The organism is Brucella sp. NBRC 12953 (assembly GCF_040369775.1).
In the GTDB taxonomy this organism is placed as follows: Bacteria; Pseudomonadota; Alphaproteobacteria; order Rhizobiales; family Rhizobiaceae; genus Brucella; species Brucella pseudogrignonensis.
The window spans coordinates 113,129-131,075 of record NZ_BAABSV010000006.1; the positions used below are offsets into that span (position 1 = coordinate 113,129).

A 17,947-nucleotide genomic window follows, 5' to 3' on the forward strand; every position below is an offset into this window, starting at 1 on the left:
AAGGCTTACTTTGCTTCTGCGATGACCTTCTGTGCGTCTTCCAGCGAATATTCGACATTCGCAACGCCACCCTTCTGGGTATTGCCGAGATCCTTATCGAGCGATTCCTGGCTGACGCTCAGAAACGGAACAACGAGGTCTTTCTTGACTTCTTTGCCATCAAGAATCTGCTGTGCGACCCAGAAAGCCAATGTTGAAACGCCCGGCGCGATGGAAACCGACATGGTTTCATAGCCGTTCGCATCTTTCTGCTGCTTCCACCACTGCAGTTCGTCTCCACGGTTGCCCATGATGATGATCGGCGTTTCGCGCTTTGCAGCGGCAAAGGCCTGTGCAGCGCCGTAACCGTCTCCGCCCTGTGTTACCACGGCGTCGATCTTCGGCAGGCTTGGCAGAACGCCTGCGACTGCACGCTGTGCAACATCTGCAGCCCAGTCACCATGCACAGAGCCTACGATTTTGAAGTTCGGATGCTTCTTCACGCCTTCCTGAATACCGGCGTGCATCTCGTCATCAACGGAAACTCCTGCAAGACCGCGAATTTCAAGCAGATTTCCGCCTTCTGGCAGACGCTTTGCGAGATATTCAACCTGGCCTTCGCCCATGGCCTTGAAGTCAACCGCAATACGCCATGCGCATGGCTCGGTGACAATGCCGTCGAACGAAACGACTGTGATGCCCGCATCGCAGGCTTCTTTCACTGCGCCGTTAAGAGCGGTTGGCGATGCGGCATTGATGACGATGGCATCATAGCCTTGCAGAATCATGTTCTGGATTTGCGCTGCCTGCTCGGTAGCTTGGTTTTCAGCGGTGGTGAAAGCATCGGCTGCAGAAACTGCACCTGCGCTGACGGCTTCCTTCGTCACCTTGTCCCAGCTCTGTAGCATGGCCTGACGCCATGAGTTGCCGGCATAATTGTTGGAGAAGGCGATCTTTTTCGATGATGTGTCGGCAAATGCGCTACCGCTTGCCATCAATGTGGCGAGTGCGGCGGATGCCAAAAGAATTTTCCCAAGCTTCATTTCATTCCTCCCAGTTACAAATATCCGCCCCGCAGTGCGCAATAACACTTCGGATTGTTCGAATTTGAATGTGGCGCGAAACCTCCCGCACCGCCGCTCCTCAACGGCACCAACTTGCCCGTGACATTTCCTGTTGTCTTGCGGGCAATTTTCTGGTGAAGCGAGGATGAAATAAATGCGTTGCGCTGTGAAGGCTGATCGAAGCAACCATGCTGCGGGTTTGCGCAGCAAAATTGCGGGAACCCGCAAGACGCGCCGGTAGAGAAGCGGCGTAATATAAGAGCAAAGCAATCTGTCTTTGGGAGGAGAGTCGCTTGCTGGAACTAGCACCTGCGCGCCTGCTTGACCGCTATCTGAATATTTCCAGATTGCTGGCAGGCCAGCTCGATTTCGATTCCATCATTCAGGCCGTTGCTGCCGAGATCAATCATATCCTGCCCTATGACCATCTCGATGTCTGTATCAAGATGATCGATGGCAAGTTTCACATTGCCTATGAGAGCGGGATTGAGACAGCATGGAGCCGCAACCCGCCCGCGCTTTTGTCAGGAAGTCCGATCCGCACGCTACTGTCCGGCGAGGTCGCCTATTTGCTGACAGACGATGCGCGAACCGATCCGCGCTTTCACTTTGAGGGTGCGTTTTCGACACCGATCATCGAACATGATCTCAAAGCTCGCCTGCATGTGCCGCTGAAAGCGCAGGGAAATATCATTGGCGCGTTGAGCTGTTCGAGTTTGCAAACGGGCAGTTATTCGACGCGCGACGTGGAAAATGCGCAATCGATTGCCGATCTTCTGGCGCCATATTTCTTTGCCATCCGTGCCGCTGAACAGGCCAAGCGCTCGGCGATTGTGGAGACGGAAGCGCGGGCCCGCGAAGAAGGTTTGCGCTTTGGCGCGCTCAAACTCACCGAGGCTTTGGAGATAGAACGCCATCGTATCGGCATGGATTTGCACGATCAAACCTTGGCTGATCTTACGCGTCTTGCCCGTCATGTGGAGCGGCTCACGCGTGTGCCTGACCTTTCCGGAGAACAGCTTGAGCCGCTGTTCCGCGGTTTGCAGCACTGTATGCAGGATCTGCGTCAAATCATTGAAGAAGCAAAACCTTCCGTGCTTCAGCTGTTTGGCTTTGCACAGGCAACGGAGAACCATCTTGACCGCTCGATCCGCGAAAGCGGCGCTGCGATTGAATGGTTTCTGGAAGACCAGAGCGACGGCATGACCGACAGGCTTGAAGAGACGGTCGCGACTTCGCTTTTCCGCATTGTGCAGGAAGCGATCAACAATGCGATCCGTCATGCTCTGGCTGGAGAAATCCGCGTTCGCCTCCGCGATAAGGGTGGTCGGCTTCTCGTTGAAGTTATGGATGACGGCATTGGCATGGATCGTCAGGCGCAGCGTATTGGTCATGGCATCGATAATATGCGCACAAGAGCGCGGCTCATTTCTGCGAGCTTTGCCATCAGGAAGAATACGGACGGCAGTGGCACATGCGTAACGATCCACCTGCCGCCGGAAATGTATGAACCAATTGGAGGGTAAGATGCAGGTTCTGATCGTGGAGGATGATCCGTTGCATCGCACCTATTTGGGTGAAGCGATCCGCGCAGCACTGCCCGAATGCAGTGATGTGCTGGAAGCGGATAATGGCTCGACTGGTGAAAAGCTGGCCCGAATGCATCGTGCAGCACATATTGTGATGGACCTGCAGATGAGCGGGCGTAACGGTATTGAAGCTGCACGTACCATCTGGAAGGAAAATCCGGAAACCCGCATTCTGTTCTGGTCGAATTACGCCGATGAAGCCTATGTGCGCGGTGTCTCGCGTATCGTGCCGGAAGGTGCGGCCTATGGCTATGTGCTGAAATCGGCTTCCGACGACAAGCTGCGCTTGGCACTCCGCAGCATTTTTGTCGAAGCACAATGCGTGATCGACCGTGAAGTGCGCGGCTTGCAGCAAAAAAGCCTCGGTCACGCCAGCGGGTTCAGTGAAAGCGAATATGAAATTCTGATCGATATAGCACTTGGCCTGACGGATCGTGTCATCGCGCGTCGGCGTAACCTGTCGCTCAGAAGCGTTCAGAACAGATTACAGCAACTCTATGAAAAGCTTGGTGTCTATCAGGAAAAGGGTGAGCCGGAGGAGGGGCGTTTCAACCTCCGTGCTCGTGCTGTGACGGTTGCGCTTTTGCGTAAGCTGTTAAATTACAGCGCGTTGGAGCGCGCCGAAATTGAGCTGAATGACTGGATTAGCCGACAGCCGCCTTCAGGCGACGCTGCTCCAGATCGAGGCCGAGTTCCTTCGCGCGAGCAATGATGGGTAAAAAGCGGCGCTGCTTCTTTTCTGCGTGATTTGAAGCAATGTCGGCAATGCGGTGCTTGAGGAACGGGTTTAGGAAGCGCTCGCGAACAGTAATAACATAGGCTTCAGCCTGTTCGCCCAGACCATCAGCGGCAAAAACCGGCAGAACTTCTTCACGCCAAAGCGATTCAAGTTCATTGCGGATCGTTTGATCGTTCATTGCTTCCAGCACGATTTCGTCCTTCGGACGATTACCGTTCAGCCATTGCTCCGCAATGAAAGTGTGACCAAGATTAAGCAGATAGAGCTTTAGACGCTCATAAAGCGCAAGATTGTCCGTCAAGACGATGTCGGGATGCGTGCAGGGAAGCGTGAGTCCGTCTGTCTGTTCAATGGCCCAGATCGCATAGGGTTCGGCAATTGCACCGACCGGATCGATCGGTTCTGATACGATGCGGTCAACGAGGCTGTTGGCAAAAACACAATTGCTTTCAATCCATTGCGTGAAAGCTTTCGGCAGGCTCCAGCTTTCTGCGAGACCAAGCACAATCGAGCGCAGCTTGTCGCCATTGCGCGAGATCAGCTCGCACGGGAAAATCGACAGCGGCGCATCTGGATTGATCTGCCAGCGATGATGCAGCAGCACAAGCAGTTTAGCGGGAAAGCTTTTAGGAAGGTGGTCGATTTCGCTCAGCAGGGAAACATCGTCTGCAGCATCCAGCTCAAAACCTTTGTCGCCAGTATTGGACAGGATCACCTGAACTTGTGCGCTCAGGGCGCGTATGGCGTGCCAGTCGGTGTGGGCGGAATAGGCGGCACTCACGCTTTTTGCCTGATGTTTTTCATCAACGGGCTTGCCGTCACGCAATCCACGAATGATGACCGGATAGCCTTCTCCACTGTTCAGCGCTGCAATGCGGCGTGCGCTTTCAGGGTTGGATGTGGTCTGAACAATGGCAATTGTGCCGATCGCGTCACCTTTATCCAGTGCTTCCGAAATGAAGAAATCCGCATGTCCGAGCAGAAAACGGCTCGTTCCAAACTGTAGAATCGATGGCTGCGCGGTCATGTATTCCTCCCTTGAATTGTTCTGAAATAGCTATGCCAGTGGGTAAAATTGGTCAAGCCACTCTTTAAAAGTCATCTAAAACAAGGTGCGACAAAACTGACAAATTAGCCAATATATAATAATAACAATAGAATAGACCATATTGCACTTTTTGCGGCTTCAAAATATGGTAAGGCCAATTTGGGAGAGAGCATGAGCGAGCATATTGGCTCCGTGGAACCACGGAGGCTTTACCAACAGATTGCCGACCGGGTCAGACTGCTGATCCGCCAAGGTCATTTTCCGGCTGGAAGCAGACTTCCCGCCGAGCGCGAACTTGCGCATCAGCTGGGCGTGTCGCGCCCTTCCTTACGTGAAGCACTGATCGCGCTTGAAATTGCAGGCAATGTCGAAATCCGCATGGGATCTGGCATTTATGTTGCAGCTGAGGAAACACGGCTCCCAGCACAAGGCGGTTCGATTGGCGAAAGCCCGCTCGAAATCATGCAGGCGCGCTCGCTGATCGAAGGCAGTGCCGTCATCATGGCTTGCAGCCAGATCAACACGGAAGCGCTGGAACGCCTGCGCGGCAATCTCGATGCGATGCGGCTGCAGATCGAAGCGGAACGTAAGCCGATTGAACTGGATCGCCAGTTTCATCTGATCATTGCCGAGCAATCGGGCAATTCGGTTGTTGCCCGTATCGTGCGTGATTTGTTTGACGAGCGGCATAGCCCGCTGACCGCGCAAATGCGTACCCGATATGAGAATGCCGAAACATGGACATATGCTTTGGCAGAGCATGAGAAGATTTATGCTGCACTGGAGGCGAGGGATCCGCTTCTGGCGCAGGCAGCGATGCGAACGCATCTGGATACATCAAAGCAGCGATGGATGGAGAACGAGCCCAGATAGTTGGGCTCGTGTTTAACGCTGTTGCGATCTTGGGAGTGAGGTCAGAAAAATGAACGACAAGGCTGTTTCGGCTGTGACGCCGGTAATCCTTTTGCATCCGTCCGATGACGTGGCGGTTGCGCGTATTTCGGTTCGCGCAGGCGACCCGATCGGACTTGGTGACATTATCGCGCGAGATCTGATCGGGCGCGGTCACAAGGTGGCTTTGCGCGATATCGCGGCCGGTAAAGAAGTCCATAAATATGGACAGGTGATCGGTGTTGCCATTCAGGATATTGCGGTGGGTGAGCATGTGCATCTGCACAATCTCGCAATGCTGCCATCTGAGCATGAACATCAGTTTTCGGTCGATATTGAAGAACGCGGTATGCTGCCGGAAGCGGAGCGCCGCCAGTTCATGGGTTATGATCGCGGTTTCGGTGGCGTCGGTACGCGCAACTATATCGGCGTTATTTCATCGGTAAATTGCTCTGCGACCGTGTCTCGCTACATTGCGGATTATTTCAACCGCATGGGTGGTCTGGATGGTTTTGAAAACGTTGATGGTGTGGTGGCACTCACGCATGGCAGCGGCTGTGCGCTGAACACCAAGTCGGAGGGTTATCGTCTGCTGACCCGTACCATTCAGGGTTATGCTAAGCACCCGAATTTCGGTGGCATTCTGCTGATCGGTCTTGGCTGTGAAACCAACCAGATCGCGCCGATCATGGAACATTATCGTATGGAAGAGGGTACTCGCCTGCGCACCATGACGATCCAGCAGCATGGCGGTACGCGCAAGACAATCGACCATGCGATTGCCGAGATCAAAGAAATGCTGCCGCTGGTGAATTCCGCCAAGCGTACGCCGCAGCCTTTGTCGAAGCTCAAGGTGGCACTCGAATGCGGTGGTTCTGACGGCTATTCCGGTATTTCAGCAAACCCGGCTCTGGGCTATGCATCCGATCTCATCGTGCGCAATGGCGGCACGACCGTTCTTTCGGAAACGCCGGAAATTTACGGCGCGGAACACCTTCTGACACGCCGGGCAGTTACGCCTGCGGTTGCCGAAAAGCTGCTTCAGCGCATCGACTGGTGGCGCGATTATACCGCTCGCAACGGCGACGAACTGAACAACAATCCATCGCACGGAAACAAGCTCGGCGGCCTGACCACTATTCTTGAAAAGTCGCTGGGTGCTGTTGCCAAGGGCGGCTCAATGCCTCTCAAGGCTGTCTATGAATTTGCTGAAACCGTAACCGAACAGGGTTTCACTTTCATGGATACGCCGGGCTACGACCCGGTTGCCGTGACTGGACAGGTGGCGGGCGGTTGTAACGTCATCTGCTTTACCACAGGACGCGGATCGGTGTCGGGTTTCAAGCCTGCGCCCTGCATTAAAATCGCGACCAATTCCGAAATGTACGAACACATGAAGGAAGACATGGACTTCAATTGCGGTGGCATCGTCACCGGCGATGAAACCATTGAAGAGTCCGGCACGCGCATTTTCGAGCACATTATCGCGGTGGCTTCCGGTGAGCAGACGCTGAGTGAAATCTACGACTATGGCGATAACGAATTCGTACCGTGGCAGGTTGGCGCCGTAACCTGATCTGCCTCATGCAATAAAAATGACAGGAATATTCTGATGGTCAAAGCTCTGCGTATCGAGAGCGAGAACGTAACTCGTTTTGCTGAAATTACGGAAGCGCCACTGTTGCCTGGCCATGTCCGGGTGAGCGTGAAGCATGTGGGGCTTTGCGGCAGCGATCTGAATACGTTCAAGGGGCTTAACCCGCTGGTGGAACTGCCACGCATTCCCGGTCATGAAATCGGCGGCGAAATCATCGAAGCGGGTGAGGGCGTGAGCACGGCCTATGCCAAGGGCAAACGCGTTATCGTGCTGCCTTACACCAATTGCGGCCAGTGTTCGTCTTGTCGCAAAGGGCGTCTGAACGCCTGTCGTTATAACAAGACGCTCGGCGTGCAACAGAATGGCGGACTGGCAGAACAGATCGTGCTGCCAGCCGAAAAACTGATCCTGAATGATACGCTTGCACCACGTCATCTCGCATTGGTCGAGCCGCTTTCGGTTGGTTTCCATGCGGTCGAACGTGGCTGCGTTCAGGCTGGTGACACGGTTGCGGTGCTTGGCTGTGGCATGATCGGCATGGGTGTGCTGATTGGTGCGGTTGCGCGTGGTGCCAAGGTTATCGCCATTGATCCGAGTGCTGAAAAGCGTGAACTGGCGCTGAAGTTTGGCGCTACGCACGCTCTGCCGGGAGGTGAAGGCGTGGTGGCATCCGTGCAGGAACTCACCAATGACGACGGTGTTGATATCGCCTTTGAAGCGGTCGGTCTGCCGATCACTTTCACGCAGGCGGTTGACCTCGCAGGCTTTGCTGGTCGTGTGGTTTATGTCGGCTATTCCAAGTCGCCAGTGACCTATCAGACCCAGTTCTTCAATCTCAAAGAACTCGACATCATGGGTTCGCGCAATGCGACGCTCACCGATTTTGAGGCTGTCATCGCGCATCTCGAAAAGCTCGGAAGCGATGCAGACCTGCTTATCTCGAAAGTGTTTCCTTTTGAGGAAGCAGAACAGGCGCTGCCCTATTGGGATGGCGACCGCAACGTTCTGAAAATCATCATTGAACGCAACTGAATCGAAGCAAATGCTCCGTGCCGGGAAGGACGGCACTGGGCTGCCACGCATCGATGAAAAGTCGATGCGTAAACTGAAGAAATTAGAGCGTCCTTTATGCGTCCAAATTGGACGCATGGCGCTCTAACGGAGGAAACCGGCCTCGTGGCCATTGTTTGAAGACCCCAAAAGGGAGGAATATCATGAAAAAACTCGTTACCGGCATGATCGCCGCTGGCATGTTGCTGGCAGGAAGCATGGCAACCTATGCTGCCAATGTGTCGATCAAAGTTGCCTATGAAAACAACCCGGGCGAGCCTTTTGATGAGGTGATGCATTACTGGAAAGACGATCTCGCCAAGCGCAGCAATGGCGAAATCACGCTGGAGCTTTATCCAAGCTCGCAGCTCGGCTCCAAGAAGGATGTGACAGAGCAGGCCATGATGGGCCTCAATGTCGTGACGATTTCCGACGTTGGCTTTCTGGCCGAATATGACCCGGACCTTGGCGTGCTTTATGGCCCGTTCCTGACCGATGATCCGGCACAGCTTTTCAAAGTTTATGACGGCGATTGGTTCAAAGGAAAGAGCGAAGAGCTGAAGAAGAAGGGCATTCACATCGTAATGCCAAACTACCTCTACGGTATTCGCCAGATTATTTCCAAGAAGCCGATCCGCACGCCGGAAGACCTCAAGGGCATGAAGATCCGCGTGCCGAACAATGTCATGCAGATCAAGACTTTTGAAGCCATGGGTGCAACACCGACCCCAATGCCACTGGGTGAAACCTTCCCGGCGCTTGCGCAGGGCGTGATCGATGGTGTCGAAAACCCGATTTCGGTTCTCTATGGCCAGAAGTTCCAGGAAGAAGCCAAGTATCTGAGCAAAGTCGGTTATCTGACCAACGTGGCTCTGATCGTCGGTGGTGAAGCCTTCTTCTCGACGCTGCCTGAAGAGCAGCTCAAGATGATCCATGAGTCCGCATATGATGCCGGTCTCTACAGCCAGAAGTTGACGATCGAAAAAGACAACGAGATGATCGAGAAGATGAAGGAAGCTGGCGTCGAAGTGATCGAAGTCGACCGCGCTCCGTTCAAGGCTATGGCCGAGAAAGTCTACTCGCAGTTCCCGGAATGGTCTGACGGTCTTTATGAAAAGATTCAGGCTGAGCTGAAAAACTAATCCTTCCTATTCGGATATTGTCATGTCGCAGCCCTTGCTGCGGCGTGACATGGCTATGGAATTAATCCGATGAAATACTTTGAAAAACTGATCGAATGGCTGGCCGCTGCGCCGCTCTTTGTTCTTTTGGCTATGTTCAATGCTGCTGTCGTCATGCGCTATTGGCTGCATCAGCCATTGCAATGGACCGAGGAAATGGCCGGTCTTCTTATGATCTGGATTGTGATGCTGGGCGCTGTCGCTGCCGAGCGCAGCAATCAGCATCTTGCGATTCCGATGTTGGTAGACCTGTTCTCCGAAAAGGTTCGCGAGGTGATCAATGCGGTTATCTCATTCCTGTCGGGATTGTTTCTGCTGTACGTATCTTACGCCGGGTACAAGCTCTCTGTTGCGGCACAGTTCAAAGTGACTGACGTGCTTCGTGTTTCCTATTTTTGGATAGACATCGCAGTTCCCGTCGGCTTCGTGATTATCTCTGTTTATATGTTTGCAGGTGCTTTCAAGTCCTTGCGCGCCGTCTTTGCAGGAGCCAAGGCATGAACCTGACCACCATCGTTCTTATCATGCTGGCACTGATCGCGCTCAATATGCGCCTTTATGTGGCCATTCTGATTGCGGTCTTTACCTATTTCATCTTCTTCAATCAGATGCCGATCGCAATCGCCGTACAACGTTTCATCAGTCCGGCGCAGAATACATCGCTTCTTGCGATCCCGTTCTTCATCATGCTTGGAACGGTCATGTCCCACACAGGTATTGCTGAACGCCTCATCAAGGTCGCGGATATTCTGGTTGGTCGTATGCGCGGCGGTATGGCGCTCACCAACATCATGGTTTCCACTCTGATGGGCGGTGTGAGTGCTTCCAATCTTGCCGATAGCGCCATGCTCACGCGCATGATGGTGCCGGAAATGGTCAAGCGTGGTTATGACAAGGCGTTTTCATGCGCGGTGACGGCCGCAGGCTCACTGATTACGCCTATCATTCCGCCAGGTATTGCACTCATCATCTATGGCTTGATTGCAGACGTATCCATCGGCAAAATGTTTATGGCTGGCGTTGTGCCCGGTATTCTTGGCGCTGCCATTCTGATGATTGCAGCTTACATTACCTCGGTTAAACGCGGTTACAAGCCAAGTCGCGAAAAGCGCATGAGCGGTGCCGAAGTTGCATCGACGCTTGCATCTGCATGGCCTGCGGTCCTGCTGCTGTTTGCGATTATCGGCGGTATCCGCATGAACATCTTCACGCCGACGGAAGCCGGTGCTGTTGCTGTCACGCTGGTTCTGATTATCGGCTTTGTGATCTATCGCGAAATGCGCGTGTCGCATGTGGTGGATTCGCTTATCGAAACCGCAAAATCAACTGCTTCCGTCATGCTCGTTATCATGGCGTCGTCAGCACTTGCATGGGTATTTTCGCTTGAACAGGCCGGTCAGTCGCTGATGCAGCTGATTTCCTCCTTCACCAGCAATCCTTATGCATTCCTGCTCGCAGTCAATGTGATCCTGTTGATCCTTGGCGCGTTGATTGAAGGCACGGCACTGATGATTGTTCTTGTGCCGTTGTTGATGCCAACCGTGAAGGCTCTCGGTATTGATCCGGTACATTTTGGGATCGTCGTCATCGTCAACCTTTCGATTGGAACGCTGACACCGCCAGTCGGCACAGTGATGCTGATGGTTTGTAATATTGCCAAGGTCAGAGTGGGTGACTTCACCCGTCAGGCATTCAGCATGTATCTGGCGCTGTTCATCCTGCTGGCACTGGTGACTTATGTACCATTCATCTCTACGTTTCTGGCGCATTGATTAGAGCATTTCCAGCAAAAGTGCGAAGCGTCTACGTAGCGAAGTCAGTCCACTGGACTGATTTCTAATCCTGCTGCCATGCGACGGATAATGCGAAAAAACAAAAGAAAAGCGCGGGAAATTCCCGCGCTTTGCTTTTTTACCATGGGTTTTCGACCCGCGGCCAAATTGGCCGTGTCATTTTCTGGTAGTCGGTCACACGCGGATTGACCGGGTAGGAACTCGGCGCATCGACATAGATAATTTCTGCGGCAATCGGCGCGAAGCCTGCATGAAAATGATTGGTCGATTTCACAACCAGAATGTCTTTTTGCATCGGGTCTATGCCGCAATTTGAAAAGATATCCGGCTCAAATGTCTGCGTGCGATTGGTGTTGAGAATGATGTCGATCTCAGTTCCCACGATGCGGACGACTGCCGAAGGACCGAGTGTTACGCGGCTGAGTCCAAAACTCTGCCACCCTTCCTGCAACACTTTCATCACAGTGACGCGCGCATCAATGGGTTCGCCCGCCTGCGGGCCGGATTTGCCACCAATGCGCAGATTGATGACGGCGCCTTCGCCAGCAGCATGGCAGAACGTGACCGCCAACGTATCCCAGATTGTTGCAACGGCGGCCTTCTGAATGCCGCGTTCGATCAAGCGTCGCAGAATATAGGTGCCGTCTCCCGCAACACCACCGCCGGGATTATCCCAGACATCAGCGATGACAGCAGGCTTAGACTGCTGAGCTGCATGGGCAGCGATTGCGCGATCAATGCCTTCGTCAACGTGATACATGGTCATCGGCGTTTGCTCGCGCATGGCGATGAGCTCACGGCCAAGTTTCTCGGCTAATGCTTGCCCCTTGGCTGCATCATTGTCGGTAACGACGAGTATCCGTGTTCCCATTTCGGGGACGTCGGCTGCCATAAATCCATGAATAACTGAAACGGATAGAATGCCGTCCTTGCCATGCAAGTCTTTGATACGGTCTATAAAACTGCGCATCGGCTCCTTGCTGGTCGGGAAAACGCCGATCATCCGGCAATCAAATGTCGAAATGACAGGTTTGATCTTGCCCTTGAGGGTATCCAGAGCCAGAGATACAACGTGCTCGCCGCGCTCATAAAAATCCGTGTGCGGAAATTCGAGGAATGCAGCGTAAATATTGAGGTTTTCGACCCGCTTTTGCGTCAGATGGCTATGCGGATCAAACTCGCTGGCAATAAGAATATCTGGTCCGACGATTACTCGGATACGTTCAAGCAGATCACCTTCGCAGTCATCATAACCTTGCGCAACCATAGCGCCGTGAAGACCAAGGACCACTGCGTCGACAGGCATCGCTGCTTTGAGCTGATCCAGAATTTCATCGCGCAGTTCTTCAAAAGCTTGCCTCTGAAGCAAACCGCCCGGCTCGGCCCATGTGGCAGTGCCTTCAATGACAGTTAAGCCTTCAGCTGCTGCACGCTTGCGCAGAGCGACGATAGGCGATGAACACAGCGTCGGCGTGTCCGGATGTTTTCCGGGTGCAGCATAAAAAGCCATTTCAAACGACGCTCGGTCGGTTGGTACGGGCGAAAATGTGTTGGTTTCAGTTGCAAGCGACGCTGTGAAAATGCGCATATGGTTTGCCCGGGCTATTTTTGCGGTGCGTAGGCGATGGCTTCAATCTCGATCTTGATGTCGATCATCAGACGGGATTCGACCGTGGTGCGTGCCGGAGGATCTTTTGGGAAGTAAGTCGCATAAACCGCGTTCATACGTCCAAAATCGCGTGCATCTTCAAGCCAGATCGTCGTTTTGACGACGTCTTCCATGCTTGCTCCGGCGAGGGCCAGTGCTGCCTTGATGTTCTCAAGAACCTGCTTGGTCTGGGCTTCAATATTGCCTTCTACGATCTTGCCGTCAGCGCCCATTGGCACCTGACCGGAAATGTAGACTGTGTCGCCAGCGCGCACAGCAGGGGAGAGCGGTACGTGGGACGCACCGAAAGCCTGTTTCTTTGACATGATGACTCCGTTTATTTTACAGCCCCGAGCGCCAGACCTTTGATCAGGTAACGCTGCAGCCATATGAAGAGGATTGCGACCGGCAGAGTGGCTACGAGAGTAGCGGCCATGACGTAGTGCCATTCAACCGTGTAGCGGCCTGCAACCAGCGAGAAGACCTGGATAGGAAGGGTGTAACTTCCCTGACTGCGCAGCATGGTGAGTGCGACGACGAACTCGTTCCATGCATTGATGAAGGTGAAAATCGCTGTAACGGCGATAGCAGGCAGACAGAGCGGCAAGAACACTTTGACCAGCGTCTTGAAGCGGCCAGCCCCTTCCATCCAAGAGGCTTCTTCGAGATCTTTCGGGATCGTGTCAAAATAGCTCTGCAGCATCCATACTGTGAAGGCGATATTGAAGGCCATATAGATGGCGCCAACTGCTGTAACGCTTTCAATCAATCCATAAGCTGCAAGCAACCGGAAAAGTCCGAGCACCAGCACTATTGGTGAAATCATCTGCGAAACAAGCAGGAACTGACGGAATGCGCCATGCCCCGCAAAATGGAAGCGTGACATGGCATAAGCTGCTGGGATCGACACAATGATTGCACCGATGGAAGCAATGACCGAGACGTAGAAGGAGTTGAGAAGAGCCGTGCCGAAGCCGGTTCGAACCCACATTTCGGAGAAGTTTGCCCAGCGGAATTCACTTGGCCACCACGTTGGAGACAGAACCTCTTGCGGCGGTTTCACTGCTGTCAGGAACATGACCGCAAAAGGGAACAGCGTCAGCACGATCAAAGGTGCTAAGATGATCCAGGCGATGAATGTACGTTTTATTTTGGATGCGGTCATGCGCGTTCGCTCCGCATGGATAGCCGGATATAGATGGCCGTGAAAACAAGCAGGATGGCGAGCATGATCAGCGATACCGCCGAGGCCTCACCGAGTTTTCCGAGCCGGAAAGCGAGCTTATAAAGGTGAGTTACGAGAATATCGGTGGAGTTCGCCGGTCCGCCCTGTGTCATCACCCAGATGATCGGGAAGGAGTTGAACACATAGATCGTGTTGAGCACGATCGCGATATTCACGAATGGCTTGAGCAGTGGCAGCGTGATTTCACGAAACTGTTGCCAGAGGCTTGCACCTTCAAGCGACGAAGCTTCGTAAAGGTCTTCCGGGATAGAAGACAGACCGCCAAGGAAGATCGTGGTTGTAAATGGTACGGTCACCAGAATGCCGACGAGAACTTGCATCGGAAAAGCGGTTGCAGCACTGGCGAGCCACTGGATGTTACTGTCGATCAGTCCCAGATTGCGCAAAGCCGAATTGAGCATTCCGCTTTCGCCGTTCAGCGCCCAGCGCCAGACGATTGCTGTCATCGTGAGCGAAACTGCCCACGGCAACATGACGATAACGCGCGCTACGGAACGACCATAAAAATCCATATTGAGGATGATCGCAACGGGTATGGACACAACAAGTGCGCCACCGACCACAGCCACGGTCCAGACGGCTGTTCGCCACAATGCATTGAGAAAATCGGGTGATGCGATCAGGGCCGTAAAGTTTGCGCCATCGTTGAAATCGCGCAATTGGCCAAAACGGTTCACGTCATGGGTGGCGATCTCAAAGAGATGCACAACCGGCCAGAAGATCACCACCGCAGCCAGCAGCAGGCTTGGCAGGATCAGAAAATAGGGCAGGGTGCGATTTTGCATCGGCCAAAAAATCCACGGAAGAAAAAGGAACCCGGCAGCAAAACAGCGCAAACTGTCTTGAGTTGACCTGCCGCCGGGTTGATGGGATTACTTCTTCAGGATTGCATCTGCCTTGGCAGCAGCTTCCTTCAGAACGGCTTCCGGTTCGCCTTGACCCAGATAGATGCTCTGCATCGCATTGGATGTGATGTCGGCGATTTCTTCCCAGCCCGGAATGATCGGTGCAAAGCGCGCATCAGGAAGCAGAGCCGTGAATGCAGCGAGATCGGCATTATTGACGTAATAATCCATCTTCGCTTCTTCCTTGTTTACAGGAAGGAAGCCTTCGCCCTGCGTGAACTTAGCACGCCATTCGGTCTGGAACAGGAAGTCGAGAACCTTCCAGGCCTCTTCCTTGTTCTTGGAGTTCTGGAACATGATGACAGAGTCAGTCACGCCATAGGTGCCGCGAGCGCCCGTTGGGCCAGCAGGAATTGCGGTGACACCATATTTCAGGTTTGGCGCTTCTTCCTTGATCTGGTTGGACAAGAACGGCGCAGTGATCATCATGCCGACCTTGCCCTGCTTGAAGAGGTTCTGAACATCTTCACGCGCATAGGACGTAACGCCCGGCTGGGTGAGGCCACCGTCGATCATCGATTTGTAAAGCTTTGCAGCTTCCAATGCGCCCGGAGTGCTCAGGCCAGAAGTGCCATCCTTGTTGAGGATTTCTGCACCCTGCGACCACATCGCATAATAATAATAAACGTCTGTTTCGATTTCCTTGCCCTGAAGGCCGAAACCGTAGTTTTCACCGCCAAGCGCCTTGATCTTTTCTGCAGCAGCTTTGACTTCATCCCAGTTTGCGGGAGGATTGGTGACGCCTGCTTTCTCAAGCAATTCCTTATTGTAATACATAGCGCGTGCAGATGCTGCGATCGGCAGGCCGTATGTCTTGCCTTCCAATACCGAAGGCGACAGGAATGTTTCGATGAAACGACCCTTGAATGAATCGTCCATATAGCCGTCAAGCGGCTCGGCGATGCCCTGCTGAACGAAGTCGATCAGCCAGCGGGTGCCGATGATCGAAAGATCAGCATTGGTGCCTGCCGAGATGTCGGTGGTTAGTTTCTGCAGAAGAACATCCCACGGCACGACCTCGAAATTGAGTGTGATGCCAGGATTTGCGGCTTCAAAAGCCTTCTTCACTTCTTCAAAATATGGGCCGGTCTTGGAGCTGTACTCCGCGACTGTCATACGCACTTCGCCAGCCTGCGCGGCTGAACCAATTGCCAGAATGCTTAATCCAGCCAAAAGGCCGGCCTTCCATTTATTGATAGACATTTTCCCGTTCCCTTGTTTGCCCATGCTTCATGTGAAGACGTCTTAATTTTTGTTATTTTCTTACATTATCGGCAAATTTTGCGCTTTCAAGTAAAAAGTTTTGTTGCAAACTTACATTTTCACTTTTAGGCTGACCAGAATAAGCAGGCGCGAAAAGTGCTGTATAAAGGGGAAGAGAGTGGAGCATTCAGGCGAATTTGCCGGAAAATCCGTTTTGATTACCGGCGCAGGCGGCGGCGTCGGCACAGCGCTCGTGCAGCTATTTTCATCGCGTGGGGCGAGAATCATTGGCTGCGATACAAGCATTGATGTGATGCAGGCTGATGGTTTTGACAGCCGTCATGCATTTGATCTTCTGGACCGTAATGCGCTGGAAAATGCAGCGAATGATATTATGGCAAGTGATGGCGTGCCTGATATCGTGATCAATAATGCTGGCTGGACGCGCTCCGAATCATTCGAGGAGCTTGATCAGGCCGCGATCAACCGCGAAATCGATCTCAATCTGACCGGCGTCAGCGCGGTTTCCACGGCAATCGCCAAGAAAATGGCGGCGCGGGGGCATGGCACATTCGTGTTCATTTCATCCGTCAATGCGCTCTCACATTTCGGCAATCCTGCCTACGCAGCTGCAAAAGCAGGAATCAACGCTTTTGCGCGGGCGCTGGCTGTTGAATACGGGCAAAACGGCTTACGGGCCAATGTGGTTTGCCCCGGTTCAATTCATACGTCAGCCTGGGATCATCGCATCGCGAAAGACCCCGCCGTTTTCGACAAGCTCAAGCGACTTTATCCGCTTGGACGAATTGTCAAAGTTAATGAGGTGGCCGAAGCGGTTGCCTTCCTCGCATCCGACAGGGCATCGGGCATCACCGGCACAATATTGCCGGTCGATGCCGGACTTATGGCCGGCTGTCGTCCATTTATCGATGATATTCTAAACGGGAACTGAGTGATGAAAAATGTTTCCCTGCGTGGCATTACCAAATCTTTCGGACAGATGAATGTTCTTGATCGGGTTGATCTCGATATTGAGGATGGCGAGTTTCTAGTGCTCGTCGGCCCGTCTGGTTGTGGTAAATCCACGCTTCTGCGCATGGTCGCGGGGCTTGAGCCAATTTCGGGCGGTGATTTGATTATTGGCGGCCAACGCGCCAATGATCTGCCGCCGCAAAAGCGCAACATCGCAATGGTGTTTCAGTCCTATGCGCTTTTTCCGCATATGACGGCACGCGAAAACATCGGATTTGGTCCGCGTATTCGCGGCGAAGATGGTTCAACCACTGCAGCCAAAGTGGATAAGGCCGCGTCGATCCTCAATCTGCATTCCTATCTTGATCGTTATCCGCGCCAGCTTTCCGGCGGTCAGCGTCAGCGAGTCGCCATGGGACGTGCGATTGTGCGTGAGCCGTCGGTTTTCCTTTTCGATGAGCCGCTTTCCAATCTCGATGCGCAGCTGCGTGTTCAGATGCGCACCGAGATTAAGGCACTCCATCATCGTCTGAAATCGACGGTCATCTATGTCACACACGATCAGATCGAAGCCATGACTATGGCGGACCGTATCGTTGTGATGAATCAAGGCAAGATTCAGCAAATTGGTGCGCCGCTCGATCTCTATGATCGTCCCGCTAATAAGTTTGTCGCGGGCTTTATCGGTTCTCCTTCCATGAGCTTCATTCCGGGTGAACTGATCGAAGGTGGAAAATTCCGCACAAATGAGGGTGAAGAAATCGCCATACCCGGAAAATCTGCTGCCGGGCGCAGCGTTGAATTGGGTGTACGGCCTGAAAATTTCGTCATTGCGAAAGAGGGTGGCGGGCTGACGCTCGCTATTGAAGTGGTCGAGCCAACGGGACCGGAAACCCATGTTTATGGGAAAATTGCTGGCGAAGCTGTGCGAGCCGTATTCCGCGAACGTATTCACCTTGCACCGGGAGAGCGAGTCCCTGTAACGGCAAAGCCCGAGCATATTCATCTCTTTGATAAGGAAAGCGGTTTGCCGCTGTAAATC

The 17,947-nt window shown here is 53.2% G+C and carries 17 protein-coding genes; 10 read left to right on the forward strand and 7 right to left on the reverse strand.

All coding sequences use genetic code 11. The annotated features are described in order from the left end of the window. Positions 1 to 5: 5 nt before the first annotated feature. A complete protein-coding gene (locus ABWV94_RS15550; protein ID WP_353414227.1) occupies positions 6 to 1,022 on the reverse strand; it encodes an ABC transporter substrate-binding protein in 1,017 nt (338 codons plus the stop codon). 314 nt (positions 1,023 to 1,336) lie between these two features. Here ABWV94_RS15550 and ABWV94_RS15555 point away from each other — a divergent pair, with 314 nt between their 5' ends. Continuing rightward, a complete protein-coding gene (locus tag ABWV94_RS15555; protein ID WP_353414229.1) occupies positions 1,337 to 2,569 on the forward strand; it encodes a GAF domain-containing sensor histidine kinase in 1,233 nt (410 codons plus the stop codon). 1 nt (position 2,570) lies between these two features. Beyond that, positions 2,571 to 3,344 (forward strand): response regulator transcription factor, encoded by a 774-nt coding sequence (locus ABWV94_RS15560; protein WP_112813902.1) that lies wholly within the window; start codon positions 2,571 to 2,573, stop codon positions 3,342 to 3,344. Here ABWV94_RS15560 and ABWV94_RS15565 read toward each other — a convergent pair. Then, on the reverse strand, positions 3,277 to 4,398 hold the full coding sequence (locus ABWV94_RS15565) for a mannitol dehydrogenase family protein (protein WP_353414232.1): 1,122 nt from the start codon (positions 4,396 to 4,398) through the stop codon (positions 3,277 to 3,279). The genes ABWV94_RS15560 and ABWV94_RS15565 overlap by 68 nt on opposite strands. 192 nt (positions 4,399 to 4,590) lie before the next feature. On the opposite strand from ABWV94_RS15565, the gene ABWV94_RS15570 reads away from it, so the two are divergent. The 6 genes from ABWV94_RS15570 to ABWV94_RS15595 all read left to right on the forward strand — a co-directional run bounded on the left by ABWV94_RS15570 (position 4,591) and on the right by ABWV94_RS15595 (position 10,910). Beyond that, positions 4,591 to 5,292, forward strand: a complete 702-nt coding sequence (locus tag ABWV94_RS15570; RefSeq protein ID WP_353414234.1) for a FadR/GntR family transcriptional regulator — start codon at positions 4,591 to 4,593, stop codon at positions 5,290 to 5,292. A 49-nt stretch (positions 5,293 to 5,341) separates the two neighbouring features. Continuing rightward, the gene (locus ABWV94_RS15575) at positions 5,342 to 6,886 is read left to right on the forward strand and encodes a UxaA family hydrolase (RefSeq protein WP_353414236.1); all 1,545 of its coding nucleotides are present in this window, start codon (positions 5,342 to 5,344) and stop codon (positions 6,884 to 6,886) included. Positions 6,887 to 6,922: 36 nt separating this feature from the next. Further along, complete coding sequence (locus ABWV94_RS15580) at positions 6,923 to 7,939, forward strand: zinc-binding alcohol dehydrogenase family protein (RefSeq protein ID WP_353414238.1); 1,017 nt, start codon at positions 6,923 to 6,925, stop codon at positions 7,937 to 7,939. A 182-nt stretch (positions 7,940 to 8,121) separates the two neighbouring features. Then, positions 8,122 to 9,099, forward strand: a complete 978-nt coding sequence (locus ABWV94_RS15585) for a C4-dicarboxylate TRAP transporter substrate-binding protein (protein ID WP_353414240.1) — start codon at positions 8,122 to 8,124, stop codon at positions 9,097 to 9,099. A gap of 69 nt (positions 9,100 to 9,168) precedes the next feature. Then, complete coding sequence (locus tag ABWV94_RS15590) at positions 9,169 to 9,639, forward strand: TRAP transporter small permease (RefSeq protein WP_064321850.1); 471 nt, start codon at positions 9,169 to 9,171, stop codon at positions 9,637 to 9,639. Continuing rightward, positions 9,636 to 10,910: a TRAP transporter large permease gene (locus tag ABWV94_RS15595; protein WP_064321849.1), complete on the forward strand. Its 1,275-nt coding sequence runs from the start codon at positions 9,636 to 9,638 to the stop codon at positions 10,908 to 10,910. The genes ABWV94_RS15590 and ABWV94_RS15595 overlap by 4 nt, the downstream gene beginning before the upstream one ends. A 139-nt stretch (positions 10,911 to 11,049) precedes the next feature. Here the strand turns inward: ABWV94_RS15595 and ABWV94_RS15600 are convergent, their stop codons facing one another. From ABWV94_RS15600 to ABWV94_RS15620, 5 genes are all read right to left on the reverse strand, one after another. Continuing rightward, positions 11,050 to 12,519: a M81 family metallopeptidase gene (locus ABWV94_RS15600; protein ID WP_353414243.1), complete on the reverse strand. Its 1,470-nt coding sequence runs from the start codon at positions 12,517 to 12,519 to the stop codon at positions 11,050 to 11,052. 14 nt (positions 12,520 to 12,533) lie between these two features. Beyond that, complete coding sequence (locus ABWV94_RS15605) at positions 12,534 to 12,905, reverse strand: RidA family protein (RefSeq protein ID WP_007879591.1); 372 nt, start codon at positions 12,903 to 12,905, stop codon at positions 12,534 to 12,536. An 11-nt stretch (positions 12,906 to 12,916) separates the two neighbouring features. Further along, positions 12,917 to 13,744, reverse strand: a complete 828-nt coding sequence (locus ABWV94_RS15610) for a carbohydrate ABC transporter permease (RefSeq protein ID WP_007879589.1) — start codon at positions 13,742 to 13,744, stop codon at positions 12,917 to 12,919. Further along, on the reverse strand, positions 13,741 to 14,610 hold the full coding sequence (locus ABWV94_RS15615) for a carbohydrate ABC transporter permease (protein WP_353414245.1): 870 nt from the start codon (positions 14,608 to 14,610) through the stop codon (positions 13,741 to 13,743). The genes ABWV94_RS15610 and ABWV94_RS15615 overlap by 4 nt, the downstream gene beginning before the upstream one ends. Positions 14,611 to 14,697: 87 nt before the next feature. After that, positions 14,698 to 15,933 carry an ABC transporter substrate-binding protein gene (locus ABWV94_RS15620; RefSeq protein WP_079213725.1) on the reverse strand — a complete coding sequence of 412 codons (1,236 nt, stop codon included), beginning with the start codon at positions 15,931 to 15,933 and terminating at the stop codon, positions 14,698 to 14,700. A gap of 178 nt (positions 15,934 to 16,111) precedes the next feature. Here ABWV94_RS15620 and ABWV94_RS15625 point away from each other — a divergent pair, with 178 nt between their 5' ends. Together ABWV94_RS15625 and ABWV94_RS15630 are read left to right on the forward strand one after the other, a co-directional pair. Then, a complete protein-coding gene (locus ABWV94_RS15625; protein WP_007879583.1) occupies positions 16,112 to 16,885 on the forward strand; it encodes an SDR family oxidoreductase in 774 nt (257 codons plus the stop codon). Between the two features lie 3 nt (positions 16,886 to 16,888). Beyond that, positions 16,889 to 17,944 (forward strand): ABC transporter ATP-binding protein, encoded by a 1,056-nt coding sequence (locus tag ABWV94_RS15630; RefSeq protein ID WP_007879582.1) that lies wholly within the window; start codon positions 16,889 to 16,891, stop codon positions 17,942 to 17,944. Positions 17,945 to 17,947 lie beyond the last annotated feature (3 nt).